Origin of the sequence: Methanospirillum hungatei (assembly GCF_020216685.1) — an archaeon.
Taxonomy (GTDB): domain Archaea; phylum Halobacteriota; class Methanomicrobia; order Methanomicrobiales; family Methanospirillaceae; genus Methanospirillum; species Methanospirillum hungatei_B.
Genome location: NZ_JAIWNS010000224.1, coordinates 1 through 7,368 on the forward strand (window position 1 = coordinate 1; position 7,368 = coordinate 7,368).

The 7,368-nt window shown below is 45.4% G+C and carries 8 protein-coding genes and 1 pseudogene; 3 read left to right on the forward strand and 6 right to left on the reverse strand.

Annotated features, from left to right (window positions below; all coding sequences use genetic code 11):
• Both LDL35_RS13385 and LDL35_RS13390 read right to left on the reverse strand, forming a co-directional pair.
• Positions 1-825 (reverse strand): annotated as a pseudogene (locus LDL35_RS13385) (AAA-like domain-containing protein); the annotation flags it as partial.
• Positions 826-1,203: 378 nt separating this feature from the next.
• Positions 1,204-2,793: an FMN-binding glutamate synthase family protein gene (locus tag LDL35_RS13390; protein WP_369694936.1), complete on the reverse strand. Its 1,590-nt coding sequence runs from the start codon at positions 2,791-2,793 to the stop codon at positions 1,204-1,206.
• 264 nt (positions 2,794-3,057) lie between these two features.
• Between LDL35_RS13390 and LDL35_RS13395 the strand changes: the two genes are divergently transcribed.
• Positions 3,058-3,576, forward strand: a complete 519-nt coding sequence (locus LDL35_RS13395) for a ferritin (RefSeq protein WP_304023313.1) — start codon at positions 3,058-3,060, stop codon at positions 3,574-3,576.
• Positions 3,577-3,604: 28 nt separating this feature from the next.
• Here the strand turns inward: LDL35_RS13395 and LDL35_RS13400 are convergent, their stop codons facing one another.
• Positions 3,605-4,342: a hypothetical protein gene (locus LDL35_RS13400; RefSeq protein WP_304023315.1), complete on the reverse strand. Its 738-nt coding sequence runs from the start codon at positions 4,340-4,342 to the stop codon at positions 3,605-3,607.
• A 50-nt stretch (positions 4,343-4,392) separates the two neighbouring features.
• Here LDL35_RS13400 and LDL35_RS13405 point away from each other — a divergent pair, with 50 nt between their 5' ends.
• Positions 4,393-4,752, forward strand: a complete 360-nt coding sequence (locus LDL35_RS13405; RefSeq protein WP_304023318.1) for a hypothetical protein — start codon at positions 4,393-4,395, stop codon at positions 4,750-4,752.
• Between the two features lie 46 nt (positions 4,753-4,798).
• Positions 4,799-5,659 (forward strand): hypothetical protein, encoded by an 861-nt coding sequence (locus LDL35_RS13410; RefSeq protein WP_304023320.1) that lies wholly within the window; start codon positions 4,799-4,801, stop codon positions 5,657-5,659.
• A gap of 3 nt (positions 5,660-5,662) precedes the next feature.
• Here LDL35_RS13410 and LDL35_RS13415 read toward each other — a convergent pair whose 3' ends face one another.
• The 3 genes from LDL35_RS13415 to LDL35_RS15445 form a co-directional block, all read right to left on the reverse strand.
• Positions 5,663-6,475, reverse strand: a complete 813-nt coding sequence (locus LDL35_RS13415) for a hypothetical protein (protein WP_304023322.1) — start codon at positions 6,473-6,475, stop codon at positions 5,663-5,665.
• 90 nt (positions 6,476-6,565) lie between these two features.
• Positions 6,566-7,237, reverse strand: a complete 672-nt coding sequence (locus tag LDL35_RS13420) for a helix-turn-helix domain-containing protein (RefSeq protein ID WP_304023325.1) — start codon at positions 7,235-7,237, stop codon at positions 6,566-6,568.
• Positions 7,230-7,368 (reverse strand): DHHA1 domain-containing protein (locus tag LDL35_RS15445; RefSeq protein ID WP_369694937.1); only part of this gene is annotated, 139 nt, incomplete at its 5' end. The genes LDL35_RS15445 and LDL35_RS13420, both read right to left, overlap by 8 nt.

Genomic DNA, 7,368 nt, shown 5'->3' on the forward strand with positions numbered 1-7,368 from the left:
ATTAGAGCGGTTCTTCCCCTCCTCAATTTTAAAACAGACCTCATATGCTAGGGCATTGACAAGCCAGGGCTGGCCCCGGGTCAGGTTCCAGACTGAGGCAAGGGCTTCATCTTCAAAAAGCTGCCCGGTCTCTTTGGTATGTTCAAGGAGAAGTGTTCTTGTCTCATCTTCGGTGAAATTTCCAAGCCGTAAAGATTCTGCTTTTATATTAAATGCACTTCCACCGGTAATGATTGATTTGTCTTTATCAGAATGAATACGATAGTCACGAACATCACGGACTCCGCAGAGGATGATGGATGATGGAAAATGAAGTGGGCGGGTATCATACCCGGACCGAATCTGCCTGAGAACAGAAATTAATGTATCACCCACAAGGGCATCGATCTCATCTATCATCAGGATAAGTGGTTTATCAAGTCTGTTAGATAATCTGGTAAAAAAGGTTGTCATGGCACCAAACGGGCCATTATCAAGAATTATCTGCTCAAGTTCTCCAGATGAGATACGATTTGGAAATTGAATCTCCATTCTCTGGAGCATCCCATACAGGATAGCCCGCATTGCTAACGTGACATCTTCCCTGGCAGCCTGGCCTGCTTCAACATTTGTATAGAGTGCATAATATCGCCCGTCTTTATTGAAGTATTCAGCACATGCAAGCAGACAGGAGGTCTTCCCACTTTGCCTTGGCGCATGGAGAACAAAATACTTCTCCTGGCTAATGAGAGTAAGTATTTCTGGAAGATTAAACCGGCTAAGAGGTGGGAGACAATAATGTTTCTCACAATCTACCGGTCCGGCGGTATTAAAGAACCTCATCATATATATCTATACGCTGATACCAGAAAACTTCTCCCTGAGATTTACTCGTATTATCCTGAAAAGGAAATTCAGACGATTTTCCCCCTTTTCCCTCTCGCATTCTTGTTTTTGGTTTTCAATGTCCCCCACAGGTATATGTTGGATAAAAGATCACCAGTTTTCTGATCGAATAATTGCTGATTGAGGATATCATCTCCATAAAATTGATAAATGGCTGGTTTCGGACAGATATCGATGATCTCCCAAACAAATCTCTCCGGACATTTATTCAGATCGGCAGGATCAACAAGACGGGTAGCTTCGTTCTATCAAAGGAGCGTTCATCTAACCCCATATATTCAGGGATTGTTGAAAAAAATGAGGATTATCTGATTAGTTTTATTCAAGAAGAATATCCCAGGCCTGGTCGCGGTATGCTTCCATGACATAGGGGATACCTGAAACTTCTGCTGCTTCGGGAGTAAGGGCCATCAGATCATTTCTGCTCACAGATTTCAGGGAGAAGTTTCTGCTGCCGGCCATGATCTGCTGCATTCCGGTTCTGAATTTCTGTGTATAGGTGTAGATACCAATGGCACCGACTGGAATCTCGCTCAGACGGTTTCCATACTTCTCTTTCAGGGTCTCGTACGTAACGAAGAGTTCAGGGATGGTAGATCCATACTTGGAGACGGTCTTTGGAAGTTCTCCATCCTTGATCCACTTCTCAATATTCTTTCCGACCATTCCCGGGATCATGAGGGCACGACCCATACAAACAGCCTTAAAGTACGGAGCACCCATGGCAAGGGCCTTGAATGCATTTGCTTCATCGGCAAATCCACCGGCGATGGCAAGATCTGGAACACGCATTCCCTTCTTCTTTAATGCCTCTGCCATCTGGTAGGCAAGGGACTGGATATAGAAGGTCGGAATACCCCACTCATTCATCATGGGCCAGGGGCTCATACCAGTTCCACCAGGAGCTCCGTCGATTGTGAGCAGATCAATCTTTGCTTCTGATGACCAGCGGATGGCCATTGCAAGCTCTTTCATGGAGTATGCACCGGTCTTCAGGGTAACACGCTTAAAGCCGATACCACGCAGACGGTCTACTTCCTCCAGGAAGCCTTCCTTTGATACAAAACCAAGTCTTGAGTGACGCTCAAACTCCTTGATTGCCCCGTCCTTGAATGCGGCAATGTTGTCAGCTCTGGTCGGGTCTGGAAGAACGATATATCCACGTTTCTTCAGTTCTTGGGCTCGTTCGAGGTTTTTAACCTTGATCTCTCCACCAATACACTTGGCACCCTGTCCCCATTTCAGTTCAATGGTCTCAAGGTTGTGTTTGGAAGCGACGTACTCTGCAGTACCAAGACGGGTGTCTTCCACGTTCATCTGAACGAGAAGTTCTCCATATCCCTCGTGGAACTTTTTGTAGGTGTTGATTCTGCGGTCCATCTCTGGTGATGAGACAACCTTCCCGTCTGATCCGAGCTTGAGTTCAGGATCGACTCCACAGACATTCTCACCACAGACAAGGGTGATCCCGGAAATTGCTGCTCCAACGGCAAAGTGCTCCCAGTTGATTCGTGCAATATCAGTAGAGCCCAGTGCACCGGTGAAGATGGGTACGCGCATCTTTACTTTGATGTCCCAGCCGTAATCAGTTTCAGTGTTGACATCATCAAAAACAGCTGTATCCGGATTTGCTGCAACGCCATCCGGAAGCCCGTTTGCTCCGCAAGCGTACCCGTGGATGTTCAGATGTGAGTAATCAATCGGGTAGTTCTTGTCTGCCCCTGCAGTGACCTCACCAAAAGGCCCGGGATACAGAACTTCTCTTCCCCGAAATGATGCAAGCCATACATCACAGGCACCTTTACACCCGTCCACACAACGGGAACACATGCCAGACATCGGAACAACATCGCGTGAGCGATTTACAGTCCCGACCGCCTCATTGGAATTAGGACGTTTAAGATTCATGGTAACTTCTCCCTGAGCACAGACATCTATCTGTACCGGATGAGATGGTCCGGTAATATCCGAACATGTTATCTTTCTTTGTGAACCGTATAATCCCTTTCCTTCCGTCACTCTTAAAATATATTTGGAAAGTCTTTAAGTGAGAAGTAAGAAGGAAGTAGATTATCAGAGAAAACCCCACCTACCTGCATCTTAAAATATATACACGTCTAATCACCACACATGCCCCCAAAGGTAAAAGGAACTGCTGCTCCTGTAGGTAGTATGAATCCAAAAGTCGAAAAAGCGCTGAATGAACAGATAAATGCAGAACTCTACTCCGCATATCTATATCTCTCGATGTCTTCCTGGTTTGACTCAGTCGGACTTCGTGGATTTGCCAACTGGGAACGGGTTCAGGCCATGGAAGAACGGGATCATGCGTTAAAGATCTTTGATTATGTCCTGGCCCGCGGTGGTCGTGCAGTAATGCAGCAAATTGAAGCCCCGGAGACTGAGTGGAAGGATGCAAAAGATGCCTTTGAGACACAGATGGCTCACGAACTAAAAGTAACCAGTCTTATCAACAACCTAGTGAATTTGTCTATGACTGAAAAAGATCATGCGACTGTGAATTTTTTACAGTGGTTTGTAAATGAGCAGGTTGAGGAAGAAGAGAACGCACGGACAATCCTGGATCAACTTAACATGATCAGCCAGGAGAAAGGTGTCGGCCTCCTTTATATGCTGGATAAAGAACTTGGTACAAGAGTCTACACACCACCAGTTACATCCTCCTCCTGAAAATATTTTCCCATTTTTATTTCCTGATTCAGGCCACCTCAATAGGGGCATCTGGATCAAACGGGTTTGTTCTGACCGCAAGAGAATACAGGTATGGATAGTTCCGGTTCAGATATCCCATGTAATGAACCCACTCATACGCGAGTGCCCGATATACTCTGCTGATATCGCCTGCAAGATGTGCCTGATCTGATGCGGATAGGCAGCCAATATCTTCACGATGACCAAGTTCCGCCGTAAGGTGAAATGCTGCCTGGAGGAGCGCAGTAAAGCTCTGATGCTCAAGCATGACCGGGTTTTCCATGAGTCTTAACAGAAAATTGCGTTTTTCTTGTAAAAATTTCTGAATGTCCTTAAGATCTATCTTTTCATGTTGAACCTGAAACTGGTGAACAGATACCACTCTTTCCATCGCTTTCTCATCCGGACGTTCTTTTCCCTGGAGAACAAATGAAGACCCAAAGGCTGTTGATTCAGGATCGGCATGAATAATCTTCTTCAATAATTCATTTCCGACTTCGGTGAAAAAAATCCCGATTACCATGTTCAATTTTTCAAGCCGGGCATTTCTTGCGCGACGTGAAAGAAGCTCATTAATGACCAGCGTAACAAGCAGGACATTGATGAATAAAAACCCGAATGAGTTGAAGATGTACTCAATCGTTCCTGATATATTGTCAATCACAGTAAGTTTTGTGAGATACACGAGAGCAGAACAACTCACCAGAAAGATTCCAAGACGTGCCTGCCAGGGTATTGCAACCATGCTTATATCTTTTGTTCTTGGTGCAATACTATTTTCACAGATATAATAGGATGAGCCATCGATTGGTACTTATGCCTCGTGAACTATCTGAACGCGATATCCAACTCCTCCAGGTTCTGGCTCCTGAATTCTCCGGGGAAATCTGCAAGGGGTCAGGGACGCCCTATCGATCCCTGCTGCCTCCGGTCGCAAATCATTATGCAACAAGTGCAGAGGATTTTAAGATGCGGATTGACCGGTTAAGTGTGGATGATCTCAGATATCTCATTGATCTTGTTATGACGGGAGAAGAGAGCCTGCATTGTATTTCTCCGGATTATTATTCGGTATTGGACATGCGAATTTCTGATGTTCTTGGTGAAGATATTGCCCATAGGATACGTGGATTTTATGCAATGACGTGCGAATAATGAACCATCCATTATGGCAATATAGAAGATGATCAGAATTCTATATATGAAACGATACCAGTTTTTTTTCCTCTGCCTTACCCTGCTCATCTGTGCCACTGGAATTGTGCAGGGGTATATCATCACGATTGATACACCGAAATCTGTTATTAAGGGAAGTCCCCTTTTGGTCACCGGAACAACAACATTTCCAGAGGATTCGTACTTTGATCTGGTTCTTTTCTATTCAAAATATACAGCTGGTGAGGTTGCCAGAACACGGGTGATCGTCGATAAGACTCAGGCCTTTCGTGTAGACTTTGATACACGGCACCTTGAGCGTGGTCAATACAAGGTAGAAGTCCATAATATCGTATCAGACAATGAAATGTTTGTCGAGCGACAACTGGGTTCGTCTTCCATTGTCAGACGAATCATTCAGATTACAGATAGATCTGACGAGATTTCCATCACATCCCCAGGTACACAACCGCTCTCACAGGCGTTAACAATAAGCGGAAGGATGAGAGGAATCGGGGACGGAGTTCTTACTATCCGTGTATTCGGACCTGGTGACTATACATACGGGCCTGAACAGGTAATTACCAGAAAGGGGTTTGCTGATAATTCCGGAGATTTTTCAACAACAGTTCCGGTACCGTCCCCCGGTGAGTATCTGGCAAGCATTTCAGATAAGAACGGGTTTATCGGAGAGTATCAGTTTACCATCACCGGAGCAGAGACAAAAGAGACAGAGATCATTACTCCGGCACCAACAATAGAGACGATTGCAACAACCGTTCCTGCAACAACCATCCCCGAAACACCAGTTCTGCCTTCACCAACTAAAACACAGGCATCTTCAGGGTTCCTTGCAGGAATTCTGGGTCTCGTGTGTTTTATCCTGATTATCGGCACAAAAAGATGAGATTTAGAGGATTTCGATAGTTTCAATATTTCCAACACTATCATTTCCTGGAAACTCAGGATCAATATGCATGAGTGGCCATGCCGGGGTTGGCCAGTCCGGGGCAAATAAGCCGATAATATACTGAGGCAGTTCAGAACCATCCATCTTATCTGCTATCAGATAATCTGAAGAACCGGATATTTTATTCCAGGGAATTTGAGCGGTATATCCATCCTGACCGGTGATGTTAATTTTTGCATCTGTTTCGGGTATGATCTCCTGTGATGCAAGAAGATCAGAGATTGTAATACCACTAAAAGCTCCATTTTTCGTTTCTTTTTCCTTCTGATACTGCAGGGCCAGATCATCCCATATCTCTTTTGAGATCTTCCTGACATCCTCTGAAGATATGATCTGAAGAGTCCAGTCATCAGTCTCAGATATATCTATTGAGGAAATTTTTTTGACACCCTCTCCGGCAAGGCCAGCGGAGACATAGAGATTAGGGCCATCCTGTGCTGCGATGATAAGATATCCGTCGTTTTTCCCAATTTTCGGATACGCTATTTCAATGGCCGTATCTCCTGAAATATGAACAATGTTACCAGGCCCAAGAGTTTTACCGGTATCTGCAAGTGCCAGTACTCTCCATAACGGGGCACCTTTCAGCTCCTGACCATCTATCTGCACACTCACCCCTTTTTTCTCAACAATATTCTGAACATCAGCAGGACTGACTGAGAGTTCCCCATCAGGACCGGTGAGTATGATATGCCATTCAGCATTATCTTCAGCGATAACTCCGGTTATCAGAATACAAAGTATGAATACCATCACTGCCATTCGGACATCCATGAGATGTTATTGGACAAGGTGAGGATATACACATTTCGCTTCCTGAGCGATAAAAAAGGGAATAATTTTTTATCTTTTTCGATAGAAATCAAAAATGAGGCCGACAATTATGACCAGAACTGCCCCAATGAGAATTCCTTCTGCAACTTCGGGCAGGTCAGGAAATGGCGTTATGATTTCTTCCACCCACTGGGTGGGAACCGCTATTGGAGCATTCGTTGGAGCGGGTATCTCCATCATCCGATCCACCGCATAAGAGGCGATATTGGACTCCATCTTCAGGGCACTGCCTGCCGGTGCAGAATAATAAAGCGGAGCGGCCTTATGAGAATGGAACAGAGAAAATGAGGTAAGCAGAGCTGCAAGTGCCAGGGGAATTGAAAGCAGTGTTGCACATCGTGCCAGTACCGGTTTTAAATCAAATGATTTCGGCGATACAATAAGAACCTGATCAATAAGCCGGTACACTTCCATCTCACGGCCTTTTACACTATATCTGGTTCTGCTAACCTCAATAAGACCAGCAGATGCAAGATTTTCCAGATGATACATGACCGTTGAGACAGGAGTTTCAAGTTCCTCTGACAGCATCATGGCAGTGACTTCACGCCCGGCCATGGATGAGAGGATCTTCCCGGCGGTCTCACTCGCTATGGCCTTTCCAATAAGCCGTGCCTGCTCATCATCCGGAGAGAGCAGGCGGACTTTTTGTGCACTGTCTATTTCAGGTTCTTCAGACATGAAGGGCGTTTTTTATAAAATTCTCACCTGCAGCAAGAGCATCATCAATTTTGGAGACGTCAGGACCGCCACCCTGGGCCAGTGTCGGTTTTCCTCCTCCTTTACCACCAAGAACAGCGCAGACTGCTGCA